The following is a 2,489-nucleotide window of genomic DNA, read 5'->3' on the forward strand; positions in this document are numbered from 1 at the left end:
CCGCTGTAGAGCGCCAGTGCGTCGGCAAGTCGGCGCTCTTCGTCACCCGCTTCCGCGGCCTCGGCCTGGAAGGCCCAGGCGTCGACCCAGACACGGTCGCCATCCAGGCGAACGCGCCCGCCCTCGCTGACCACCGCCTCGGAATCGTCGAGGATACGGTCACGCAGGCGGTGCACGGTGACGTAAAGACTGTTCAGCGCCTTCTCCCGACCGCTCTCCGGCCATAGCGCCTCGGCGAGGCGTTCCTGCGACAGGCCCCGGGGGCCGGCAAAGACCAGCCAGGCGAGTAGCGCCCGGGGCAGCGGCCGGCCGCGACCGCTCTCGCCCCGCGTCTCGCCGTCGACGATCACACGGAAACCGTCGAAGACCACGATGCGGCAACGCCACGGCCAGTGCCGGCGCAGCGCGCCGTCCGCCGGCGGCGCCAGCGAACGGGTGCGGATCAGCCAGCGCGCATAATCCGGCGCGACGTCATGTGCCAGCGCGAGGGCGCAGAGGTAGGAGAGCTCGTCGGCGCGCACCATCAGCGGGAAGAACATGCGCTGGCGTTCGCCGGCGGCGAACGCCCGACGCAGGTACGGCAGGGCCCGCTCCGGGTGCCGCGTGTACAGCGGGATACGTGCCAGCGCGAGGTACATGAACACCTCGAGGAAATCGCTGGGAAACCCCTGCGAATGCCGCCGTGCCGCGGCGGCCATACGCACCGCGGCACGCACGTCGCCGGCCTCGGCGAGCATTGCCGCGTGCAGGCCGCGGAAGCCCGAGGAGATCACCACGGACCCGTGGCGCTCGCCGACGGTGATGCTCTCGCCGGCGTGGGCGCAGGCCTCGTGCACATCCCCGCGAAGCCATGCCTGGCCGGAGAGGAAATGGGCCTGGAAGGTGTCGTAGAACGGCCGCGCCGCCTTGCAGTCGGTGCGCATGAACCAGGCCATCCAGTCCGCCAGGGCCTCCGCGTCATCGAAGCACAGGGCGGCGTGCAGCGGCGGCACGGCGCAGTCCCAGGTACCGATGCCATACTCGCGGATCAGCGCCCGGCCCTCCTCCGCCTCGGCGAGGCAACGCTCGCGATCACCGTCGAAGAGCAGCGCGCACAGCGCCGTGAAGGTCTTCCACAGGCAGCGCGCGAGCGGCGAGGCCCGCTCGACCGCGTCCTGCTGCACGTCCATCACCGCCATGACCCGGTTCGCACCGGCGCGACGGCCGAACTGCCAGGTATTGAGGTAGAGGAGCTGGCAGGCGAGCATCACCCGCTCGTTGTCCGGCATGGGGCCGGATAGCGCACTCAGCGCCTCGCGCTCCCAGCGCTCCAGCGACGGGTCGAGCGGCCGCCCGTAGCACAGGGCGGCGACCATGCCGCGGAGCACCGTCAGCCACAGCGGCCGGGGCAGGTGCTCGCGGAAATCCGCCTCGAAGCGCAGGAACTCGTCGATCCAGTACTCGTACTTGGAGACGTGCGCCCACTCCAGCCAGATACTGTCGACGATGCCGCTCCAGGCGATCGCCATGTGGGCATAGTCCCGCGCCTCGCTCACCGCCTCCCAGGCCTCGGCGAGCAGCCCGCGGGCCATCGCCGTATCCTGCAGCAGCAGGCACATCCCCTCCCAGAGGGTGAGGATGGGATCGGCACGGCGGCGCTGCTCCGGCAGGGCCTGCAGCCATCCGAACAGGGTGTCCCCGCGGCCGCTCTGGAGCATCGCGCCGGCAACGCTCTTGACACCGTTCGCAAGCGCCTCGTCGTCGCCGGCCGCGAGGAACAGCCGCGCCGCCTCGCTCCAGTGGCCGCGCTGCCAGAGCACACGCCCCCAGCGCGCGTTGGCCTCGGCCAGCGCCGCGTCGCCGGAGCGCTGCTCACCCTCGCGGCGGAGAAAATCCCGGAACAGGTCGTGGAAGCGGCACAGGCTGCCACCGGCGCCGTCCGCTTCGGTGAAGATGAAGGCATGCTCGCGCTGCAGCCGCGCCAGCCGCTCGGCAGCGTCGGCGACACCGGTGGCCTCTGCGGCGGCATCGACCGGGAAGTACGCCGGCAGCGCACAGGCCCGCAGCAGGAGCTGGTCGTCCGGGTCCAGCGGGGCAAGGATCTCGTGGCCGAACCAGTCGGCCAGTGGCCGCCGGGCGTCGCGCTGGTCCGGCAGTGCGCCGGTACGGCGGTAGTGCTCGAGCAGCAGCATCACGCCCACGGGCCAGCCGCGGGTGGAGTCCAGCAGCTGCTCACCCACCGTCCCGCCCATGCCCTCGCTGTCCAGCAGGGTCTCGGTCTCGCACCGGTCGAAGGCGAGCATGCTCTCATCGATGACCCGCAGCTGCCCGCGCCCGCGCAGCGGCGCCCATGCCGGTGGCGGCTCGTGCCGGCTGGCGATGACGAGGCGGAGCCGCCCGTCGAGGGCTTCGGTGAGGATCGCGAGCACCGCGTGGATCGGGTGTTCGGCGTCGAGCCGGTGCAGGTCGTCGAGAAACAGCAGGGTCTGCGCGGGGAGATGCCGGACGAG

The 2,489-nt window shown here is 71.8% G+C and carries 1 pseudogene; it reads right to left on the reverse strand.

Annotation, left to right across the window (positions count from 1 at the left end):
* Positions 1-2,489, reverse strand: a pseudogene (locus G7A99_RS18040) (hypothetical protein); the annotation flags it as partial.

This window comes from Arhodomonas sp. KWT (assembly GCF_010993615.1).